20 protein-coding genes are annotated in these 19,838 nt (G+C 58.5%); 18 read left to right on the forward strand and 2 right to left on the reverse strand.

All coding sequences use genetic code 11. The features are described from left to right. Positions 1-136 precede the first annotated feature (136 nt). The 9 genes from C8N31_RS04110 to C8N31_RS04150 all read left to right on the forward strand — a co-directional run bounded on the left by C8N31_RS04110 (position 137) and on the right by C8N31_RS04150 (position 10,383). A complete protein-coding gene (locus tag C8N31_RS04110; protein WP_025049000.1) occupies positions 137-1,180 on the forward strand; it encodes a glycosyltransferase family 2 protein in 1,044 nt (347 codons plus the stop codon). Further along, positions 1,177-1,812, forward strand: a complete 636-nt coding sequence (locus tag C8N31_RS04115; protein ID WP_025048999.1) for a sulfotransferase — start codon at positions 1,177-1,179, stop codon at positions 1,810-1,812. Before C8N31_RS04110 ends, C8N31_RS04115 begins: the two co-directional genes overlap by 4 nt. Continuing rightward, positions 1,812-4,169, forward strand: a complete 2,358-nt coding sequence (locus tag C8N31_RS04120; protein ID WP_025048998.1) for a glycosyltransferase family 2 protein — start codon at positions 1,812-1,814, stop codon at positions 4,167-4,169. The genes C8N31_RS04115 and C8N31_RS04120 overlap by 1 nt, the downstream gene beginning before the upstream one ends. Positions 4,170-4,171: 2 nt before the next feature. Then, positions 4,172-4,864 carry an FkbM family methyltransferase gene (locus C8N31_RS04125; protein ID WP_025048997.1) on the forward strand — a complete coding sequence of 231 codons (693 nt, stop codon included), beginning with the start codon at positions 4,172-4,174 and terminating at the stop codon, positions 4,862-4,864. After that, entirely contained in the window at positions 4,865-5,908 is a 1,044-nt protein-coding gene (locus tag C8N31_RS04130; RefSeq protein ID WP_025048996.1) for a glycosyltransferase family 2 protein, read from the forward strand. Between the two features lie 108 nt (positions 5,909-6,016). After that, entirely contained in the window at positions 6,017-6,964 is a 948-nt protein-coding gene (locus C8N31_RS04135) for a hypothetical protein (protein WP_025048995.1), read from the forward strand. Positions 6,965-6,997: 33 nt separating this feature from the next. After that, on the forward strand, positions 6,998-8,032 hold the full coding sequence (gene pyrC, locus C8N31_RS04140) for a dihydroorotase (RefSeq protein WP_025048994.1): 1,035 nt from the start codon (positions 6,998-7,000) through the stop codon (positions 8,030-8,032). Between the two features lie 36 nt (positions 8,033-8,068). Continuing rightward, positions 8,069-8,746 carry an orotate phosphoribosyltransferase gene (locus C8N31_RS04145; RefSeq protein WP_025048993.1) on the forward strand — a complete coding sequence of 226 codons (678 nt, stop codon included), beginning with the start codon at positions 8,069-8,071 and terminating at the stop codon, positions 8,744-8,746. Between the two features lie 152 nt (positions 8,747-8,898). Then, positions 8,899-10,383 (forward strand): replicative DNA helicase, encoded by a 1,485-nt coding sequence (locus C8N31_RS04150; protein ID WP_025048992.1) that lies wholly within the window; start codon positions 8,899-8,901, stop codon positions 10,381-10,383. 57 nt (positions 10,384-10,440) lie between these two features. Here the strand turns inward: C8N31_RS04150 and C8N31_RS04155 are convergent, their stop codons facing one another. After that, positions 10,441-11,766 carry an alpha/beta hydrolase family protein gene (locus C8N31_RS04155; protein WP_025048991.1) on the reverse strand — a complete coding sequence of 442 codons (1,326 nt, stop codon included), beginning with the start codon at positions 11,764-11,766 and terminating at the stop codon, positions 10,441-10,443. A gap of 83 nt (positions 11,767-11,849) precedes the next feature. Beyond that, positions 11,850-12,581 (reverse strand): sterol desaturase family protein, encoded by a 732-nt coding sequence (locus C8N31_RS04160; protein ID WP_025048990.1) that lies wholly within the window; start codon positions 12,579-12,581, stop codon positions 11,850-11,852. Between the two features lie 189 nt (positions 12,582-12,770). Here C8N31_RS04160 and alr point away from each other — a divergent pair, with 189 nt between their 5' ends. The 9 genes from alr to C8N31_RS04205 all read left to right on the forward strand — a co-directional run bounded on the left by alr (position 12,771) and on the right by C8N31_RS04205 (position 19,806). Beyond that, a complete protein-coding gene (gene alr / locus C8N31_RS04165) occupies positions 12,771-13,805 on the forward strand; it encodes an alanine racemase (protein ID WP_025048989.1) in 1,035 nt (344 codons plus the stop codon). 41 nt (positions 13,806-13,846) lie between these two features. After that, complete coding sequence (locus tag C8N31_RS04170) at positions 13,847-14,302, forward strand: paraquat-inducible protein A (RefSeq protein ID WP_025048988.1); 456 nt, start codon at positions 13,847-13,849, stop codon at positions 14,300-14,302. A gap of 59 nt (positions 14,303-14,361) precedes the next feature. Next, complete coding sequence (gene radA / locus C8N31_RS04175; protein WP_025048987.1) at positions 14,362-15,729, forward strand: DNA repair protein RadA; 1,368 nt, start codon at positions 14,362-14,364, stop codon at positions 15,727-15,729. 26 nt (positions 15,730-15,755) lie between these two features. Then, the gene (locus C8N31_RS04180; RefSeq protein WP_025048986.1) at positions 15,756-16,310 is read left to right on the forward strand and encodes a CvpA family protein; all 555 of its coding nucleotides are present in this window, start codon (positions 15,756-15,758) and stop codon (positions 16,308-16,310) included. Positions 16,311-16,472: 162 nt separating this feature from the next. Further along, complete coding sequence (gene purF, locus C8N31_RS04185; RefSeq protein WP_025048985.1) at positions 16,473-17,957, forward strand: amidophosphoribosyltransferase; 1,485 nt, start codon at positions 16,473-16,475, stop codon at positions 17,955-17,957. Between the two features lie 220 nt (positions 17,958-18,177). Continuing rightward, a complete protein-coding gene (locus tag C8N31_RS04190) occupies positions 18,178-18,435 on the forward strand; it encodes a YjhX family toxin (protein ID WP_025048984.1) in 258 nt (85 codons plus the stop codon). A 14-nt stretch (positions 18,436-18,449) separates the two neighbouring features. After that, complete coding sequence (locus tag C8N31_RS04195) at positions 18,450-18,905, forward strand: GNAT family N-acetyltransferase (RefSeq protein ID WP_025048983.1); 456 nt, start codon at positions 18,450-18,452, stop codon at positions 18,903-18,905. An 83-nt stretch (positions 18,906-18,988) separates the two neighbouring features. Next, the gene (locus tag C8N31_RS04200) at positions 18,989-19,402 is read left to right on the forward strand and encodes a hypothetical protein (protein WP_025048982.1); all 414 of its coding nucleotides are present in this window, start codon (positions 18,989-18,991) and stop codon (positions 19,400-19,402) included. 137 nt (positions 19,403-19,539) lie between these two features. After that, positions 19,540-19,806, forward strand: a complete 267-nt coding sequence (locus C8N31_RS04205; RefSeq protein ID WP_025048981.1) for a pilus assembly protein PilZ — start codon at positions 19,540-19,542, stop codon at positions 19,804-19,806. The last annotated feature ends 32 nt before the right edge of the window (positions 19,807-19,838 follow it).

A 19,838-nucleotide genomic window follows, 5' to 3' on the forward strand; every position in this document is an offset into this window, starting at 1 on the left:
CAAAGATTGACGCGATTCAGCCGCCCTGCCATACTTGCCTTTGAATAATATGAGGTTTCGGGGCATATCGCACCCGGCCCAGAGGCGGCTATGAGACAGACTTTCTACATCCCCATCGCGGGTGGTGCGGCCTGATATGCGCATCACGGCTGTGACCTGTGTCAAAAACGAAGGCCCGTTCCTGCTGGAATGGATCGCCTTTCACCGTGTGATCGGCGTGAGTGATTTTCTGTTTTATTCCAACGATTGCACCGATGCGACCGACCGTTTGCTGGACCGGCTGGAGGATCACGGGATCGTCGCGCATCTACCCAATCCGGCGACCAACCGCAATTACCAGATGCAGGCGTTGAAAAAGGCGCGGCGGCATCCGTTGATCCGCAAGGCCGATTGGGTCTGGGTCGCGGATGTGGACGAGTTTTTGAACATCCATGTGGGCGATCATACGATCCCCGCGCTGATCCATGCTTGCGGCAATCCGCAGGCGATCTCGGTCACGTTCCAATTCTTTGCCAATGATGGGGTTGAGACCTATGAGGATCAGCCGGTGATCACCCAGTTCCTGCGCAGTCATAATCCCGACATCTGGTGCGCGGATACGGCGATTGAGGTTAAAAGTCTGGTGCGCGGGGATTTCCCGTTGGACTACTATGGCGCGCACCGCCCCTTTCATGACGAGGACGTGCCAAAGGAAGAGCGGCCGCGCTGGACCGATGGTGCGGGCCGTCCGGTGCCTGGCCCGTTCCGCCGCCGCGCCAACAAGCGCCGCATCCGCGCCTTTCCCGCCCATGGCGCCCGGCGGTTTGCGACGTTGAACCATTACGCCCTACGATCGCTCGACAGTTATCTGGTCAAGAACGACCGGGGTGATGTGAACCGCGAACACCGCGCCTTTGACGACAGCTATTGGCGCGAACGCAACGACGGGGCGTTCTTTGACGATAGCATTCTGCGCTACCAGGATGCGCTGACCGAAGAGATGGACCACCTCAAAGCCCTGCCCGGCATCGCCGATTTGCATGACGAGGCGGTCACCCTGCACCGCGCCAAGCGGGACGAATTGCTGGCGCAAGACAGCTACCGCGCCATGCAGGACCAATTGCGCAACGCCAGCAGGTTTTGCGCCGCTGAGGCCGCGATCAGGGCAGAAATCGGACTGGACGAAGAGGCAAAGCCATGACCCGCCTGCGCATTGTCAATCTGGCCCTGCCCAAAACCGGCACCACCACCCTGACCGAGGCCTTGCGGGCCGCCGGGTTGACGGTCGCCGATTGGAAAATCCGCACCGGTCAATCCACGCGCAGCGACATTCCGCGCCAGCACTTGGGCAAAATCATCTATTCCGATTATTTCGACAGCGGCGATCCCTTGGCGCGGCTGGATGAATTTGACGCCATCAACGAAATGTCAGCAGTGCGTGAGGATCGGTCTTTGTGGCCGCAAACCGATTGGGGGCTTTTGAACGCCATCCAAAGCCATCATCCCGGCGTCAAATTTGTGCTGACCCGCCGCGACCCGGCCAAAGCGGCCAACAGCATGATGCGCTGGAACAATCTGGGAAAACGGCGGCTGCCACAGGCTGATATCCCCGGCCTGCCGCGCGGCTTTGGCCAAAGCGAGGCGGAGCTTGCCCGTTGGATGGAGGGGCACTACGCCTTTTGTGATCGGGTCTTTCAGGGCTGCGACAATTTTCACGCCTATGACATTGAAGATGACCAAGCGCCTGTAAAACTGGCCACCTATCTGGGCATTGAACTGCCTTGGTGGGGACAGGCCAATGTCGGCAAGATCAAAGCGGGAGAGGCAAACTGATGCGTCTGACACTGCTGATCGGACCCAATGAGAAAGCCGCCGCGCGATTTCGGGCGATGTTCAAACAAAAGGCCGCCGCGCTAGAGAAACAGGGCATTTGGGCGCCTGAGTGGAACCACGTCCGGCTTTATGCCGCTTGCGCCGAGACAGGCGATATCACCTCGCTGCGCCACAAACGCGGGATGGACAGCGCCTTGGTGCAACAGACCATGGCGCATGAATTTCAGACCCTGTTTGAAAAGGAACTGCCCGACGCCCCTGCCGATCACGTGATATTCAGCGCGGCGCAGCTAGGATCTCTGCTGACGGACCCATTGGAAATCAAGCGTTTGCATGGGCTTTTGGCCACCAATTTCGACGATATCCAGATCGTTGCCCATGTTGAGGAACAAGCGCGGGCCTTGGCGGCGCATTACATCACAGCGGTTTTGGATGGGCGGCGGCATTCCTTGCAGCAAGAGTTGGAACTGACGCAAGATACCGAATGGTGGGCCGGCGCCTTGGCACTGCGACAAGGGCCGGACGCCTTTGCCGGGTTGTTTGACGATGTGCAACACCCGCCGCATTGGCTGGATTATGCGGCGCTGTTTGATCATTGGGCGCAGGCCTTTGGCAAAGATAACGTGCAACTGCGCCCGCTTGATCTGGCGGCGCTCCGTTCGGAAACCTGCACAGACGAACTGGTGGATATGCTCGGCCTTGGCTCAAACCTTGGCAAGATGTTGGAAGAACGGATGTTCTATCCTGAACCTGCGGCTTCGCTCACCCGGATGCGGCAATTTAACGATGTGCTGATCCGCCATGCACAAGCCAGGGATATCATTGTCCCGCGTGATCTGTGGCACCAGATGCGGATGGGCCTGCGTGTGCCCGGCCCGCCGACAGATCCCGGCAGCCTCTTTGCGATCTCGGATCATTTTGCCAAAGGCAATGCCAAATTGATCAAAGCATTTCCTGATCTGAAGGGCGCGTTGACCCCCGATGCCCCCTCGGAGGCTTGGCAAGAGGCCGACCCCACCAACGGATATCGCGCCACACAATACCTCGCCGCCTACGCCCATCAGATCCGCAAGAACAGCACCCCGGTCGCCGAAAAACGCGCCGAAGCGGCGGCGGCAAAGGAGGCCACGGCAAAGTTCGACACGCTTTTGTCCGATGATGCGGCTGAGCCAGAGCAGCAGGCCAGCAACGCGCGTCTGCTCAATCGGGTCAAGCTGAACCACGAGATGATCCTGAACACCCAATTCAAACCGCACAACAACCTTGGCGCGGTCAACGAGGAAGAGCTGGCCGCCGCCTATCCCCTCGCCCCGCCTCGCAAACTGGCCCCCGGCAGCAGTGGCAATGTCATCGTCGGCTGCATGAAGAACGAAGCGCCCTACATCGTTGAATGGATCGCCTATCACCGCGCCATCGGGGTCGATAACTTCTTGATCTACACCAATGATTGCAGCGATGGCACGGATGAGGTTCTGGGCCGCTTGCAGGATATGGGCGTGATCCAGCACCGCAACAACGACAATTGGAAGGGCAATTCCCCGCAGCAATACGCGCTGAACCAAGCCCTGAAAGAGCCCGTCATCCAAAACGCGGATTGGATCATCCACATCGACGTGGACGAATTTATGAACGTGCGCACCGGCATTGGCACCTTGGATGATCTGTTTGCCGCTGTGCCTGATGCCACCAACATTGCGATGACATGGCGTCTGTTTGGGCACAACGGGATCACTCAGTTGAACGATGACTTTGTGATTGATCAGTTTGAAGCCTGCGCGCCGAAATACTGCCCCAAGCCGCATACGGTCTGGGGGTTCAAAACGATGTTCCGCAACATTGGCGCCTATGCCAAAATCTCTTGCCACCGGCCCAACAAGCTGGACGAAAGCTTTGAAAACAAAGTTAAATGGGTCAATGGATCAGGTCAGGACATGACCCGTGATGCCGCGCATAACGGCTGGCGGTCCTCGAAAAACAACATCGGATACGACCTTTTGCAGCTGAACCATTATGCGCTGCGATCCGCCGAAAGTTTCCTGATCAAACGCCAACGGGGCCGCGCCCTGCATGTGGATCGGTCCATCGGGATCAACTACTGGATCCGCATGGATTGGTCCGATTTCCGCGACATCACCATCAAACGCAACATCCCCCGCGTACGGGCCGAATATGACGATCTGATGAAGGACGACATTCTGCGGCAGGCCCATCAAGACGGCTTTGAATGGCACAAGGCGAAGGCGCGGGAATTGCACCAGATGCCGGAGTTTCAGGATCTTTACCGCCAGGCGCTTGAGGTCAAGCTGAACGAAACCGAACGGGTGGCCTATGCCCTTTCGCTGGATATGGAGAGTTGAGCATGGACGGGCAAGACGCTGAAAAAACAGGGTTTATCCGGTCTCGCGGGATGAAGTTCCCAAAACACCCCGAGATCATGCAAGGCAAAATCCGCCGGCTGCTGCGCAGCAATTCCTATGAGGCGAAAGAAACCGAAGCCGCCCTGCGCGTGGTCCGCGAGGGCGATGTGGTGGTCGAATTGGGCGGCGGCATCGGCTATATGTCCACGCTGGTGGCCACCAAGCGTGCGATCAAATCGGTGCATGTGTTTGAGGCCAATCCGAACTTGATCCCATACATCCGGTCGGTTCATGCGGCCAATAACGTGAGCAACGCCCATGTGACCAACGCCATTCTTGGTCCGCGCAAGGGATCGGTGGATTTTTACGTGCGCGAGCCGATGCTCGGCTCATCCATGCAGGTGCTAGAGGGCGAGGTTGACCCGCCCGCGGTCAAGGTGGACGTGCTAAATGCCAAAGCGACTTTCAAAGAGATCGGCGCAACCGTGCTGATCTGCGATATTGAGGGTGCCGAGGTTGATTTGATCCCGCAGCTGGATCTGACCGGTCTCAGGGCCGCGATCATCGAAACGCATCCACAGTGGATCGGCCCTGAGGGCATCAACAAAGTGTTCCGCGCCTTTATGGATGCGGGCCTCGCCTATTATCATCGCGGCTCTCACGGCAAGGTGCTGGCGTTCCGGACGGATTGGTAAGTGACCCATCTCGCCATTCTCTGCGTCAAGAACGAAGGCGCGTTTCTGCTGGAATGGCTGGCGCATCACCGTGCCTGTGGGTTTGACGATTTTCTCGTCTTTTCAAATGATTGCGGCGATGGGACCGATCAAATTCTGGACCGATTGCAAGACATCGGCTGGTTGACCCATCACCGCAATGATGGCCCCTATGACAGCGGCGGCATTCAGTTTACCGCACTCAAACAAGCTGCGAAACTCGACTTGGTCAAACGCGCCGAATGGATTTTGCCACTGGACGTGGACGAGTTTGTCAATATCCACTGCGGCGATCACACGCTGGCCGCGCTGCACACCGCCCTGCCCGAGGCGACGGCGATCACACTGACCTGGCGGTTGTTCGGCAATGGTGGTATCGCCCGCTACGCAGATCGGTCGGTGACTGAGACATTCACCAAATGCGCCCCCAAGGTGATGCCTTGGCCATGGCGGGCGGCGATGTTCAAAACGCTTTATCGCAATGATGGGATTTACCGCAAACCCGGTGTGCATCGGCCCCGTGACCCCGACAAAACCCGCCTGAGCGAGGCACGATGGTTCGGCGGGCGCGGAGAGGCGTTAGAAGACAGGTTTCGCACCAAGGGGATCTTTTCCGACTTCCGGCAGGACAACACACCTCTGGTGCAATTGAACCATTACCCCCTTGGCGCGATGGAGAGCTATATTCTCAAGGCGGATCGTGGCCGCGCTGTGCATGCCGATGACCGTTTGGGCATGGACTATTGGGTCGAACGGAACTTCAACAGCGAAACCGACACCTCCATCTCCGCATTGGCCCCCCGGCGCGACACTTTGCAGGCCGAACTGCACGCCGATCCCCTTCTGGGACCGCTGCACCAACAGGCGGTGCAATGGCGCAAAGACCGCTTTGAAACACTGATGCTGGAAGAGCCGAACCGCGCCCTTTTTGGCCGTTTGGTGATGACGCCAGCCTCTGAACCGGTCTCGTCTGAAACCGCCAAATTCCTTATGTCTTATGGACGAAGGGCGCAAAACCGCCACTAAACCTCACTGTTTTCACACGCATTTTCCGCAATTTCGCCGCATTGAGCCGCTACATCCTCATACAAATGCGCACAAAATAAGCGCGGATATGCTATTGAGGACGTGGCAATGACAAACGAGACGCCCACACTTCAGACGTCACTGGTTGACCTGCCCCGGCGGGACTGGCTTGGTGCAATCGAAAGCATTTGTGAAAACGAAGGTTTTTACGAACCTTTGGGCAAGCGCCACTTTGCCGCCTATGTCGAAAAGGGCGATACTCTGGTGGTGTCATTCGAGACCATTCAAGGCATTCACGCCCTGTCTGACTATGGCCAACCACTGGCCTGGGACATGGCGCGCAAGCACAATTGGTCCAGCCTCAGTATTATCAGCCATGGCGACACATGGTTTCGCGACAACAAGGTTTACGGTTTTTTTGACCGCCTGATCGACGAAGGCGTGTTTGATGAGTTCGAGACCATTTTGTTTTACGGCGCTGGCCCCTGCGGTTATGCCGCCGCTGCCTTTTCTGTCGCGGCCCCCGGTGCCCGCGTCTTGGCCATTCAGCCGCAAGCCACGCTGGACCCGCGGGTGACCGAATGGGACAACCGGTTTACCGAGATGCGGATCACTGATTTCACATCGCGCTATGGCTATGCTCCCGATATGTTGGATGCTGCCGAACAGGCCTATGTGATGTATGACCCGCGCGAACAGCTTGATGCGGTTCATGCCGCCCTCTTTACCCGCCCCAATGTGCGCAAACTGCGGATGCCCTTTATGGGCGGCGCCTTGCAAACTGATCTGCTGGAGATGGAGCAATGGGAGGCGCTGCTGTGCGCCGCAGCGGACGACCGGCTGACCGTGCGCCGCTTTGCCAAGATGTACCGCGCCCGCCGCGACTATCGGCCATATCTGCGCAATCTGATGAAACACCTCGAAGCCGAAGAACGCATTCCGATGCTTCTGGCGCTGTGCCGCAATGTGACAGGCCGCATGAACGCCCGCAAATTCGCCAACAAGCTGCGCGAATATGACGAGGAACCAGTGCAAAAAGCCGCAGAACAAGGCTAGCCCCGCCAAACGCTCTGTGCTAGCCGAAGCGCCATGATACAGAGCCTGACACTCCGCCGCCCCGATGACTGGCACCTGCACCTGCGCGATGGCGATATGCTGCGCGCCGTGCTGCCCCATACCGCCAATCACTTTGCCCGCGCCATCATCATGCCCAATCTGGTGCCCCCGGTTGTGACCGGTGCCGATGCCGCCGCTTACAAGCAACGCATCATGGCCGCATTGCCCGAGGGCAGTGATTTTGAGCCCTTGATGACGCTCTACCTCACCGAAGATACAGATCCCGAGGATCTGGCCGCCGCCCATGCCAGCGGTCTGGTCAAAGCTGTGAAATTGTACCCCGCAGGGGCGACAACCAATTCCGCCAGCGGTGTCAGTGACTTTAGCAAGGTTGCGAAAGTCTTTGAAAAAATGGCTGAAATCGGTCTGCCGCTCTGCACCCATGGCGAAGTGACGAACAGCGACGTGGACATTTTTGACCGCGAGGCCGTGTTCATCGACCGTGTGCTGGACCCGATCCGCAAGGACCATCCGGCGCTGCGCGTCATCATGGAACATATCACCACCAAAGACGCCGCTGATTATGTACGCAGCGCCGATCAGAACCTCGCCGCGACAATCACCACGCACCATCTGGTGATCAACCGCAATCATATCCTCGCCGGGGGTATCAAACCGCATTACTACTGCCTGCCCGTGGCCAAACGCGAAACCCACCGCCTTGCTCTGCGGGCCGCCGCCACATCCGGCGATTCACGGTTTTTCCTTGGCACCGACAGCGCCCCGCACACGGACGCCAACAAACTGCTGCCCTGCGGCTGCGCGGGCTGTTTCACCGCGCCTAATACCATGTCGATCCTCGCTGAAGTGTTTGAACAAGAAGGTAAACTTGACCAGCTGGAGGCATTTGCATCGCTGAACGGGCCTGCCTACTACGGCCTGCCCGTGAATGAGGACCAGATCACCCTGATCCGCGAGACCCCCAGCTTTCCGGCGCATATCGATACGCCCGATGGCCCCGTGACCGTCTTTGATCCCGATATGCCGCTGCATTGGCGTGTTGCCTAACCTTCATTTCCAGCCTGCCACCAAAGGACCGCTCGCATGATCCCTTCCAGCTACCCCACTGCCGAAGAAATGGCCCGTCTCACCGCCCGGATGCTGCTTGAGATCAAGGCGGTGCATTTCAACGCGGATGAGCCGTTTACGCTGGCCTCCGGCCTGCCCAGTCCGACCTACATCGATTGCCGGAAATTGATCAGCTATCCGCGCATCCGCAGCACGTTGATGGACTTTCTTACCGTCACCGTGATGCGCAACGCAGGTTTTGAGGCGTTTGACAACATCGCAGGCGGCGAAACCGCAGGTATTCCCTTTGCCGCCATGGTTGCCGAACGCATGGCGCTGCCAATGACCTATGTGCGCAAAAAGCCCAAAGGCTATGGTCGCAATGCACGTATCGAAGGCGCAATGAGCGAAGGTGAACGTGTGCTGCTGGTCGAGGATCTGACCACAGACGGCGGATCAAAGCTGAGCTTTGTCGATGCCATCCGCGAAACCGGCGCGACCTGCGCCCACACAGCGGTGATCTTTTACTACGGGATTTTCCCGCAGACCGAAAAGACCCTTGGCGATCACGGTGTTGCCCTGCACAGCCTCTGCACATGGTGGGACGTTCTGGCCGAAGCCAAGGCGCAAGGCGCCTTTGACGAAAGCACCCTGTCCGAAGTTGAGGCGTTTTTGAACGCCCCAAAAGAATGGCAGGACGCCCGAAAAGGCTGAGATCCAAATTCCACAATATGTTGACGTGATCGGCCCTTTCGGGGCAAGATGAAGTGTGCGCAAAGCCTTCCACAACTTATCCACATAAACATACAATTTGCGCCAATCCGCACCTCTGTCTATGACAGAAGCGGGACAGACGGGGTAAACCAATGAACGAAATAACATCGCTGAACGCGAACCAGATCGCTGTGCAGGCCCCTGAAACCATGCCGCATTCCATCGAGGCTGAGCAGCAGCTTCTGGGTGCGATTCTGACCAACAACGACATCTATGATCGTGTGGCCTCGGTGATTTCGCCCAAGCATTTTTACGATCCCGTCCACGCCCGGATTTTTGAAATCGCCGCAGCCCGGATTGCCAAGAACAACCTTGCCTCGCCCGTGACGCTTAAGGCCTTCATGGAAGACGACGAAGGCCTCAAGGAATTGGGCGGGCCGGCCTATCTGGCCCGGCTTGCAGGTGCTGCGATCTCTGCCTTTGCGGTGCGCGATTATGCGCAGATGATCTATGATCTGGCCGTGCGCCGCGACCTGATCCAACTGGGGCGCGATATTTCGGCCAAGGCCGCGCAGGTTGATGTCGCGTCAGAGCCGCGCGAGCAGATTGTCGAGGCCGAACAGCAGCTTTACAAACTGGCCGAGCAAGGCCAAACCGAAAGCGGTTTTCAAAGCTTCCTCAAGGCGGTAACGGACGCTGTTAATGTGGCAAACGCCGCCTATCAGCGTGAAGGCGGGCTTGCGGGCCTGTCCACCAAACTGAATGATCTCGACGGCAAATTGGGGGGGCTGCACAAGTCGGACCTTTTGATCCTCGCGGGTCGTCCGTCGATGGGCAAAACCTCACTGGCGACCAACATCGCCTTCAACATCGCCAAGGCCTACCGCCGGGGCACACGCCCCGATGGCACCGAAGGGGCCGTCGATGGCGGCGTAGTTGGGTTCTTTTCCTTAGAGATGAGCGCCGAGCAGCTCGCGGGCAGGATTTTGGCGGAAGCGTCAGAAATCTCCAGCCACAAAATCAGGCAAGGCGACATGGACGAAACCGAGTTCCGCCGGTTCGTCAACGCCGCCAAGGATCTGGAGGCCTGCCCGCTTTTCATTGATGATACTGCTGCCATTCCGATTGCCCAGCTCTCTGCGCGGGCGCGTCGGCTCAAGCGGACCCACGGGCTGGATCTCTTGATCGTTGACTATTTGCAGCTGGTGCGCGGCACGGCCGAAAACCGGGTGCAGGAAATTGGTGAGATTTCCATGGGCCTCAAAGCCATCGCAAAGGAACTGGATATTCCGGTGATTGCCCTGTCACAGCTGTCGCGTCAGGTGGAAAGCCGCGAAGACAAGCGTCCGCAGCTTTCAGATCTGCGGGAATCCGGGTCTATCGAACAGGATGCGGACGTTGTGATGTTTGTGTTCCGCGAAGAATACTACGTCGAGCGTGAAAAGCCCGGCGAAGAACGGCTTGATGAAATGGCCGAATGGCAAGAACGCATGGCCCGCCTGCACGCCAAGGCCGAGGTGATTATCGGCAAACAGCGTCACGGCCCAATTGGCACGGTCGAGCTAAGCTTTGAAAGCGAATTCACCCGTTTCGGTAACCTTGCGAAGCCTTGGCAGCAAAGCCCTGACCAGTTTTAAGGACTGGCATCCATCAAACAGAAATGAACGGCGGGCCGACAAGCCCGCCGTTATTACTTACTGAGCAGCCTTTTTGACCTCATAATTCAGCCCCTTGGCCGTGCCTTTGGCAAAACCTTTCCAATAGCCGTGGTCTTCCTTGGCCGTGCCGTCTTCGTTCATCGACCAAACGCCCGCATTTGAATCCTCGATCAGCTCCAAATAGGCGGCTTTTTCGGCATCGCCCTTCAGGTGAGAATCCAGCCAGGCGGTTACGAAATGCTGCGCAATGTTGTTCATCCGCGCTGAATCCCAAACCGGGTCTGTGTAATGCTCGGAGATGTCAAAGCCTTTACTTTCATTAAAGTAATAGCTTTCCTTCGGCGCAGGCATTGGCGCGCCAGAGTTGTGCCCGCCATTGACATAAGTCAGCAAAGCCCGGTCCACGTTGCTGGCATTGTCCCAGATCGCCCGCACCCCGTTTTCATAAAGCGACACGTCATCCTGTGATCCGGCGATAAACATCATCGGGATCTGTACGCCTGCCAATCCTTCGGCGTTCCAGAACCCCGTGTTCATGCCCCATGGCCCGAACGCCACGGCGGTTTTGATCCGCGCATCGGGCAGCGCGTTATGGGTGTCACTGCCCGCGAGGTGGATGCCAAGCGTGCCGTGCGGCCCGCCCCAGGGATAGCCGACAGAGGCTTCGGTCACACCGCCGCCCGCCGTGATGATCGCGCCATAACCGCCCATGGAATAACCGATCAAGCCGGTGTTGCCCGCGTCATAGAGTCCGGCAAAATCGCCGCCCTCTGCGGCCATCTGTGCCATTTCTTCAAGCACAAACAACTGATCCAGCGACCGGTTCACCAATGTGGACCCAAATGCCGCTTGCGTGCGGTAAGTGCTGTCTGTGTGGTCGATCGAGGCCACGACATAGCCCTTTGACGCGATGTTTTCCGCCAGATGGGACAGCAGGAACCGGTTGCCCGGATAACCATGACTGATCAACACCAGCGGATAAGCCGTGTCTGACTGCGCTGGCGCGGCATCGCGCACAGCGCGGCCCGTCAGGGTCACTTCGGTGGTGCCGTCTCGCAAGAACGCCTTGAGCGTGGTGTCGCCGCTGGCCCCGGCCGCCGCCGGATACCACATCTCAACCGTCAAGGGCCGGTCATAGCGCGGCATCTCTTCCGGCTTGGGCGCGGCCGGATCAATGGCCAAAATATTGATCTGGTCCGCATTGACCATCTCAAGCTGGCGCACGCCCACGGGCATCTCGCCGTAAGCGGCCAGTTCCGGTGCGCTTGGCAATTGTGTGTCGATGGGGTTCTCGGCCAAGCTGGCGCTCCCGATCAGGCTGGCGCTGGCGGCAAGGGCCGCCAATGGTGTTGATCTGTTCATGATGTCCTCCCTATATCCCTTTCAGCTTAGAGCGCCAAAGGGACAGAGCAAGGAATGCTTTGGTGACGTTGCGGCGCTTTTGCCTAGGCCGAGACCCGCGCCGCCTGCGTTATTTCGGCCATGCTCAGCCCGTATTTACCGGCAAACCGCACCCGCGCCGCAACAAGGCGCGGATCGTCGGGTGACATGCCAAGCGTGCGGATAAACTCGATCCGCTGCTGCGATTTGAGCGCCTCACGGTCGATGTCGGTGCCCATGGCGCGGTCGATAATCTCGCCGCCGGGGCTGACGTGGAACCATTTGCTGAAGTCGCGGAAATGATGCTGGTTGTGCAGCTTGGTCACGTGCCGCTCAATGGCGGTTTTGGGCAGGTTGAGATGGGCGGTCAAATGAAACCACTCATACACCATGAACATCAAAACCCCGCCCGCAGGCACAATCGCAACCGCAATCCAGATCGCATGCGCCGCCCCAAAGACCGCTGCAATCCCCCAAACCGCAAAGAAATTGAACGCAAGCATAGGCAGCGCCACCCAGATCGGGACAAAGAACAGCCCGTGATTGGTCGGAAAATCGTGATGCCCGTAATGCGCCTGATAAAGCAGATCAAACGCCCATTGGCGGCGCGGCGGATCCAGGTGAAAGACATGGCGGTGCAGGTTGTATTCATTCAACAATTGCGCCCCGATGCCCAGAGGAACCAACCACCAAACCCAAGCTGGCGCGGCCAATATCATCGCGGCAAACGCCAACCCGCAGGCCAGCGCCATGATCCAGATCGCGGGATGTTTGAACATGATCGACAGTCGCAGCATGGCTTCAATGCCCCCTTTCCCGTCAACTGTGCTTTGCCAGTACGGTCTTTGTAAACCTCACAGCGCACTACCTGACGCGAGGTCGGCTTGCATAACCTTGACGCGAAAATGCTGCGGTGAACCGGTAGCTCGCCGGTATTTGCCCTGCCATCGCTTGACGCACCGCAGGTTTTGCGCCAGCAGATGCCCATGACCACTGCGCATCTCACAATCGACCTTTCTGCCATTGCAAGCAACTGGCAAGCCCTGAACCGCCTTACAGATTGCGCCACCGCAGCTGTGATCAAGGCCGACGCTTATGGTCTTGGCATCGAACAGGTTGGCCCTGCCCTTGCCGCCGCTGGCGCGCGGCAGTTCTTTGTCGCAGCCACCGAAGAAGGCGCAGCCCTGCGCCGCGTGCTTGGCCCCGGCCCCGAGATCCTGATCCTGTCGGGTCACATGCCCGGAGATGCGCCGCTGTTGCAGCAGGCCGATCTGGTGCCGATGATCAATTCGGTGGATCAATTGCTGGTGCAGGTCGAAGCTTTGCCCCAACATCATTTTGGCGTGCAACTGGACAGCGGCATGAACCGATTGGGCATGGAGCCCGCCGAATGGGCCGCCCTGCGCGACATTGCAGAGGCACAGGATTTGCGATTGGTGATGTCGCATCTGGCCTGCGCGGACGAACCGGATCACCCGATGAATGCGGCGCAATTGGCCAGCTTCCAGGAGATGGTCCAAGGGGTTCAGGCGCCGCTCTCGCTCGCGGCCACGGGCGGTATCCTGTTGGGCCGGGATTATCATTTTGATCTGACCCGCCCCGGCGTTGGCCTATATGGTGGCCTGCCCTTTGTAGATGCAGCCCCTGTTGTGACGCTTGATCTGCCGGTTATTCAAATCCGAGACGTGGAGCCGGGCGAAACTGTGGGTTATGGCAATACATTTGTTGCGCAGCGGCCAACCCGCATTGCGACCGTCGCCGCAGGTTATGCCGACGGGCTGATCCGCGCCATGGGCGGCAGCGCGACTGTTACCTGCGACGGGCAAAAATTGCCTGTGGTGGGGCGTGTTTCTATGGACATGTTGACCATCGACGTTACCGCGCTGGATCACGCGCCAGCGCAATTGCAACTGCTGGGGCAACATCAATCCGTTGATACGGTTGCCGGTTTCGCCGGAACCATCGGGTATGAAATCCTGACCTCGCTTGGGGCGCGGTACAATCGTACCTATATCGGATAACATCACGGGCGCGACCACAGTGCCAAAGGGTTTGTTTTGCCATGGCACTTTTGAAATTCCTCAACTTGTCCTTGCTGGTCCTTTACCCCATTGCATGGACGGCCCCTTTGATGCGGGCAGGTTTACTGCCGCTGTTTTCGCTGAGTGAGATTTCGGTTCTGACGGGGCTGCAATCGCTTTGGGCGTCCGACATTTTTCTAGCGCTTCTGGTGACCGTGTTCGCGCTTTTTGCACCATATCTCAAGACGATAGGCCTCGCACTGGTGCAGTTTGGATGGCTGAGTGATCGCAGCCTGCCCGCGCTGCATGTGCTCGGCAAACTGGCGATGGCGGATGTGTTTCTGATCGCGCTTTACATCACACTCACCAAGGGTATCGGGCTGGGCCGCATTGAAACCGCATGGGGGCTGTATCTGTTCACCGCCTGCGTACTGGCCTCATTGCTGATCTCCTGGCGCACCCAGAACCTATTGGCAAAATCCGCCTCTGCCAATTGATCCACGCCTGCCTTGCGGTTTTTCTTTGACCCTGCGCATGACCTCCGCCACAAGACGATATGGCAAAATCGAGCAAGACATTCTCCTGCGCCGCCTGCGGGGCCAGTTTCAACAAATGGTCAGGGCGCTGTGACGGCTGCGGCGAGTGGAACACCATTCAAGAAGACAAAGGCATCTCTGCCGGACCGCCCAGCAAATCGCTGGGCGCAAGGCGCGGTTCCTCTCTGGAGTTGACGGATCTGGCCACCGAAGAAGCGCCGCCGCCGCGCAGCCATTCCGGCATTGCCGAACTGGACCGCGTATTGGGTGGCGGGCTGGTTCCTGCCTCGGCCATTCTGGTGGGCGGCGATCCGGGCATCGGCAAATCCACCCTGCTTTTGCAGGCCGCGGCGCATTTTGCCAAAAACGGCATCAAAACCATCTATGTCAGCGGCGAAGAGGCCAGCGCACAGGTGCGCATGCGTGCGCAACGCCTTGGCCTTGCCGATGCACCGGTGAAACTGGCCGCCGAAACAAACCTGCGCGATATTCTGACCACGCTGGATGCAGAGCGCCCGCAACTGGCGATCATCGATTCCATTCAAACGATGTGGGCCGACAACGTCGAAAGCGCGCCGGGGTCCGTTAGTCAGGTCCGCGCCGCCAGCCATGAGTTGACCGCTTTCGCCAAACGCACCGGCACCTCGGTTATTTTGGTGGGTCATGTCACCAAAGAGGGCCAGATCGCAGGCCCCCGCGTGGTCGAACATATGGTCGATACCGTGCTCTATTTTGAGGGCGAACGCGGCCATCAGTTCCGCATCCTGCGCAGTGTGAAAAACCGCTTTGGCCCCGCCGACGAGATTGGCGTGTTTGAAATGACCGGGCGCGGATTGTCCGAAGTGACCAATCCCTCGGCGCTTTTCCTCAGTGAACGCGGGCAACCCGCCGCCGGATCAGTGGTGTTTGCGGGCATCGAAGGCACGCGGCCCGTGTTGGTGGAGCTTCAGGCGCTGGTCGCCCCCTCACCGCATTCACAAGCGCGGCGCACGGTTGTGGGCTGGGATTCGGGGCGGCTGGCGATGATCCTTGCGGTGCTTGAGGCCCGCTGCGGTATCCCGTTCGCGGGGCTGGATGTGTACCTCAACGTCGCGGGCGGCATGAAAATCTCGGAACCTGCCGCAGATCTGGCCGTCGCTGCCGCGCTTCTCAGTGCCAGAGAAGACGTGGCCCTGCCCGCAGAAACCGTGGTTTTTGGCGAGATTAGCCTCTCTGGTGCCCTGCGTCCGGCCTCTCAGACCGAAAACAGGTTGAAAGAAGCGCAAAAACTTGGTTTTACCAGCGCCATCGCTCCGTCGGGCGGCAAAGCTGTTGGCACCTCTGGGATCACCCTCAACACAATGAGCGATCTCACCGGGTTTGTTGGCGAAATATTCGGAGCGGGCTGAGGCCCATAGCGGAAGGCAAAAGGCAGATGGAAGGTTTTACCATTATTGATGGCGTGGTGGCGTTGGTCATCGTGTTGTCGGCCCTGCTGGCCTATGGCCGTGGGCTGGTGCGTGAGAGCATGGCAATTGTGGGCTGGGTCGCGGCAGCGGTTCTGGCGTTTCTGTTTGCGCCGCGCGTCGAACCCTTGGTGCGCGAAATTCCGGTTGTCGGTGAATTTCTGGCCGACAGTTGCGAATTGTCGATCATTGGCGCCTTTGCCATCGTTTTTGCCATTGCGCTGATCGTTGTATCCCTGTTCACACCGCTGTTTTCCTCGCTGGTCCAACGCTCGGTTCTAGGCGGTCTGGATCAGGGGCTTGGGTTCGTTTTTGGCGTGGCGCGGGGCATCTTGCTGGTTGCGATTGCATTCTTTGTCTACGACACCGTGATCACCGGCCAGCAATACACCATTGTGGACGAAAGCCGCTCTGCCGCTGTGTTTGGTCAGTTTACCGGCCAGATCGAAGACCAAAACCCAGAAGAGGCCATGGGCTGGATCACCTCGCGCTATGAGGCATTGGTGGGCAACTGCGGGCAATAAGCCCCGCGCCCTGCCCCCTGACAACGGCAATCCGGTCACGGTTACTGGCAAAGTCGAAAACCGCCCAGATCAGACGTTCTTGCGGGGTGACATGGGCGATCATTCCCCCTAAACAGGCGTTGTCTGTTAGCCGGATTCGGAGCCTCACCGTTGTCCAAGATCATGCCTCCCGCCCATCCCTTTGACACCTCCTATCTGCGCGATAGTGACGATGGTGATAAACTCAAGGAAGAATGCGGGGTGTTCGGCGTGATCGGCGTTGCCGACGCTGCCAATTTTGTCGCCCTCGGCCTGCACGCTTTGCAACATCGCGGCCAAGAGGCCGGCGGCATTGTCAGCCATCACCCCGACGCCGGTTTCCAATCTGCCCGCCGCTTTGGCTACGTGCGCGATAACTTCACCTCGCAAGACGTCATGGAAACCCTGCCCGGCCCGCTGGCTATCGGGCATGTGCGCTATTCCACGTCCGGCAATAAAGGCCCCACCGCGATCCGCGATGTACAGCCGTTCTTTGGCGAATTTGCCATGGGCGGCGCGGCCATTGCCCACAACGGCAATATCACCAACGCCGAGGCCCTGCGCCGTGAATTGATCGAACGGGGCAGCATTTTCCAATCTTCGTCCGACAGTGAATGCATCATTCACCTGATGGCTCGTTCCTTGCAACGCAACATCCCCGAACGCATGGAAGACGCCCTGCGGCGGGTTGAAGGTGCGTTTTCCGTGGTGGCGATGACCCGCACCAAGCTGATTGGTGTGCGTGATCCATTGGGCGTGCGCCCGCTGGTTCTGGGCAAGGTCGGTGACGGCTGGGCATTGAGTTCGGAAACCTGTGCGCTGGATATCATCGGCGCGGAATTTGTACGTGAGATTGAACCGGGCGAGATGGTGGTCATCACCTCCAAAGGGCTTGAATCGCATTTCCCCTTCCGCCGTCAGGCCTCGCGGTTCTGTATCTTTGAACATGTCTACTTCAGCCGTCCTGACAGCATTCTGGGTGGTCGGTCCGTCTATGAAACCCGCGAAAACATTGGCCGCGAATTGGCCAAGGAAAGCCCGGTTGAGGCGGATCTGGTCTGCCCCGTTCCGGACAGTGGCACGCCCGCAGCGATCGGTTTCTCGCTGGAATCCGGCATCCCCTATGCGATGGGGATCATTCGCAACCAATACATGGGCCGCACGTTCATCGAGCCAACCGAACAGATCCGCAACATGGGTGTGCGCCTGAAGCTGAACGTCAACCGCGCTTTGATCAAGGGCAAGCGGGTGATCTTGGTGGACGATAGCGTTGTGCGCGGCACAACCAGCCGTAAGATCAAGGAAATGATCCTTGATGCAGGCGCCAAGGAAGTGCACTTCCGTATTGCATCGCCGCCCACAGCATGGCCCTGTTTTTATGGGGTCGACACACCGCAGCGGGAAAAATTGCTGGCCGCGACCATGTCCGAAGACGAAATGCGCGAACATCTGGCAGTGGACAGCCTCAAGTTCATCTCGCTCGACGGGTTGTACCGTGCGGTGGGTGAAACCAAGGGCCGCGATAAGAATTGCCCACAATATTGCGATGCCTGTTTCTCGGGCGAATATCCGGTCACCCCTGCCGATCAGATCAGCCACGGCTTTGAGATGAAGCCAGCGGCGGAATAGCAACACTTGTGCGCAAGCCCCATGGCGGCGCTTGCGTGATCCTGCACTGCCCCCTATCTGAGCCTCAACGTATCGCCCAGCCGCGATATGATGGAGTGTTTATGTCTACGATTGTGGTCCGCCACTAAGATCCGGCCAACCGGATCGACCTAACCCAAACCCCTACCGCGCGTCAGGCCGGTGGGCGTTTTGTGTTGACGTAAATCCACGAGACATCACAGTGAACATCTCAAAACACGAACAACGTGTTTTGCACGTCCTTGCACAGGGCGGCGCAATTCATTTCGAACGTATGCCGAACGGCAAAATCAACAGCGTCAGTTGTTACACACGGCAGGGACATCTGCTGGACGATTGCACGCTTTCCCTCTTTGACCGCCTCAAGAAACGGCGGTTCATCAAATCTACACGCGGACGTCCCTACAGGGTCACACAGCAGGGTCTGGCCTGTGTCCGCGCACAACTCGACAACAGATAGGCAATGATATGACTATGACCATCACACCAACCCGCGCCGATGACATCCCTGCCCTTGGGCAAATCCTTGATCAGACAGAGCTTTTTCCTTCCGACATGCTCAAGGATATGCTGGAACCTGCCTTGGACGGCAGCAGCCCTGCGCTGTGGCTGACCGCACAGCTGGACGGCACCGCCATCGGGTTCAGCTATAGCGAACCTGAAATGCTTGCCGAAGGGGCGTGGAACATGCTGGCCATCGCCATCGCGCCGGAGCATCAGGGCAAAGGGCACGGCGCAGACCTTGTCCGCGCCACAGAGGCACAGCTGCGCGAGACCGCTCAGCGATTGCTGATTGTGGAAACCTCCGGGTTGGAGGCATTCGCATCCACGCGCCGGTTTTATGACGCCGCCGGATATGACCAAGAGGCCCGTATCCGGGACTTTTGGGCCGATGGCGATGACAAGGTGATCTTTCGCAAGCGCCTTTGACCGGTTGGCCCCTAACCCGCGATGCAGGTCGGGGGCCAACCTCCTGCCAGGTTTTGTCAGCATCTCATGACATAACCCACAGCATGGAACATGCTCCCGCCCCGCTTTTGGCTTTGATTGCCAAATGGTCCGGCCCAGCCCAGCAAGGGCTTTGGGCCTGCCGCGCCATTTTTCACGATGTGGCAGGGGCCGCTGGCATTGGCGATCTGGATGAAAGTCTGAAATGGGGGCAGCCTTCATGGCGGCCAATCAAACCGCGCACGGGATCGACCCTGCGCGTCAGCTGGGACAGTGGTGATCCCGATCACCTGCCCCTGTTTGTCGATTGCAAAACCGATCTGGCCAGCCGGATGCAGAGCCTCTACCCCGATTTGCCACAAAATGACGGGCGGCGGCGTCTGGCAGTGGATCTCACCCAGCCTCTGCCGGAACAGGCCATTGCCCATCTGGCGCAGATGACCTTTTGTTATCATCTGAAAACCGCCTCGGTCGGCTAATCTCCGCCGTCCCACTGGCAGGCTTTGGCTGACGTCAAGGCACCCCCCTTTTACCTTCTCACAACCGTTGTTAGCTGCCCGTTAACACGACACCAGTTAAGCACTCCGCGCAAAGCAGCGGGCGCAAGAAGGCACATATGACATCGCAGACATCACAGGGGCAGACGCCCCCACAAGTGGCCAAGCTGGCCACTGAACAAGTTCGCTTGGAACGCACCGCATTGATCGGCATTTTTGGAAGCAACGCCGCCCCCGGCGCATTGATCCGCACCAACCGTGGCAAGTTTGAACGGGTTGCCGTGGGTGATAAGGTCGCAGGGGGCATCGTGGCCGCGATCAGTGAGGACAGTCTGGTCTTGGCCAAACGCGGCAAAACCACCTTGATGAAACTGCCCCAAACCTGACAGCAGCCTTGACGCGCAAGGCCGCGAGGTGC

Origin of the sequence: Sulfitobacter mediterraneus (assembly GCF_003054325.1) — a bacterium.
In the GTDB taxonomy this organism is placed as follows: Bacteria; Pseudomonadota; Alphaproteobacteria; order Rhodobacterales; family Rhodobacteraceae; genus Sulfitobacter; species Sulfitobacter mediterraneus.

What these genes read in the sequence shown, in the direction of transcription:
- C8N31_RS04110 (WP_025049000.1), top strand. Translation starts at nt 137, where the DNA reads ATGCGCATCACGGCTGTGACCTGTGTCAAAAACGAAGGCCCGTTCCTG.
- C8N31_RS04115 (WP_025048999.1), top strand. Translation starts at nt 1,177, where the DNA reads ATGACCCGCCTGCGCATTGTCAATCTGGCCCTGCCCAAAACCGGCACC.
- C8N31_RS04120 (WP_025048998.1), top strand. Translation starts at nt 1,812, where the DNA reads ATGCGTCTGACACTGCTGATCGGACCCAATGAGAAAGCCGCCGCGCGA.
- C8N31_RS04125 (WP_025048997.1), top strand. Translation starts at nt 4,172, where the DNA reads ATGGACGGGCAAGACGCTGAAAAAACAGGGTTTATCCGGTCTCGCGGG.
- C8N31_RS04135 (WP_025048995.1), top strand. Translation starts at nt 6,017, where the DNA reads ATGACAAACGAGACGCCCACACTTCAGACGTCACTGGTTGACCTGCCC.
- pyrC (WP_025048994.1), top strand. Translation starts at nt 6,998, where the DNA reads ATGATACAGAGCCTGACACTCCGCCGCCCCGATGACTGGCACCTGCAC.
- C8N31_RS04145 (WP_025048993.1), top strand. Translation starts at nt 8,069, where the DNA reads ATGATCCCTTCCAGCTACCCCACTGCCGAAGAAATGGCCCGTCTCACC.
- C8N31_RS04150 (WP_025048992.1), top strand. Translation starts at nt 8,899, where the DNA reads ATGAACGAAATAACATCGCTGAACGCGAACCAGATCGCTGTGCAGGCC.
- C8N31_RS04155 (WP_025048991.1), bottom strand. Translation starts at nt 11,766, where the DNA reads ATGAACAGATCAACACCATTGGCGGCCCTTGCCGCCAGCGCCAGCCTG.
- C8N31_RS04160 (WP_025048990.1), bottom strand. Translation starts at nt 12,581, where the DNA reads ATGCTGCGACTGTCGATCATGTTCAAACATCCCGCGATCTGGATCATG.
- alr (WP_025048989.1), top strand. Translation starts at nt 12,771, where the DNA reads ATGACCACTGCGCATCTCACAATCGACCTTTCTGCCATTGCAAGCAAC.
- C8N31_RS04170 (WP_025048988.1), top strand. Translation starts at nt 13,847, where the DNA reads ATGGCACTTTTGAAATTCCTCAACTTGTCCTTGCTGGTCCTTTACCCC.
- radA (WP_025048987.1), top strand. Translation starts at nt 14,362, where the DNA reads ATGGCAAAATCGAGCAAGACATTCTCCTGCGCCGCCTGCGGGGCCAGT.
- C8N31_RS04180 (WP_025048986.1), top strand. Translation starts at nt 15,756, where the DNA reads ATGGAAGGTTTTACCATTATTGATGGCGTGGTGGCGTTGGTCATCGTG.
- purF (WP_025048985.1), top strand. Translation starts at nt 16,473, where the DNA reads ATGCCTCCCGCCCATCCCTTTGACACCTCCTATCTGCGCGATAGTGAC.
- C8N31_RS04195 (WP_025048983.1), top strand. Translation starts at nt 18,450, where the DNA reads ATGACCATCACACCAACCCGCGCCGATGACATCCCTGCCCTTGGGCAA.
- C8N31_RS04200 (WP_025048982.1), top strand. Translation starts at nt 18,989, where the DNA reads ATGGAACATGCTCCCGCCCCGCTTTTGGCTTTGATTGCCAAATGGTCC.
- C8N31_RS04205 (WP_025048981.1), top strand. Translation starts at nt 19,540, where the DNA reads ATGACATCGCAGACATCACAGGGGCAGACGCCCCCACAAGTGGCCAAG.